Source organism: Streptomyces sp. DH12 (assembly GCF_020873895.1).
In the GTDB taxonomy this organism is placed as follows: Bacteria; Actinomycetota; Actinomycetes; order Streptomycetales; family Streptomycetaceae; genus Streptomyces.
In genome coordinates this window covers 1-439 of the sequence record NZ_JAHWGT010001185.1, presented here as the reverse complement: position 1 = coordinate 439, position 439 = coordinate 1, and the positions used below count along the sequence as shown (strand labels likewise).

Genomic DNA, 439 nt, shown 5'->3' with positions numbered 1-439 from the left:
CAGTCGGACAGTCCCGGCACGGTGAAGTGGCCGAGGGACTCGACCGCCGGGGACTGCTTGGCGGAGCCGCCCTGGTGGCCCTCGAAGGCGAGCGGGGCCAGGTAGCGGGTGGCGCCGAGGGCGAGGATGTTGATCGCCACACCGGAGACGATGTGGTTGACGTTGAAGGTGACGGTCACGACGGCGTGCAGCAGGCCGCCGAGGCAGCCGCCGATCAGGCCGACGAGGACGCCGGTCCACGGGCCCCACTGGAATCCGGCCCAGGCGCCGAACCAGGTGCCGAGGATCATCATGCCTTCGAGGCCGATGTTCACCACGCCCGCGCGTTCGGCCCACAGGCCGCCGAGACCGGCGAGGCCGATCGGCACGGCGAGCTGGAGCGCGGTGGACATCTGGCTGACGTTGGTGATGCCGTCGGCGCCGGTGATCAGGCGCACGA

At 71.1% G+C, this 439-nt stretch carries 1 pseudogene; it reads right to left on the bottom strand.

Annotated features, from left to right (window positions below):
• A pseudogene (locus LPA54_RS39160) lies at nt 1–439 on the bottom strand (ABC transporter permease); the annotation flags it as partial.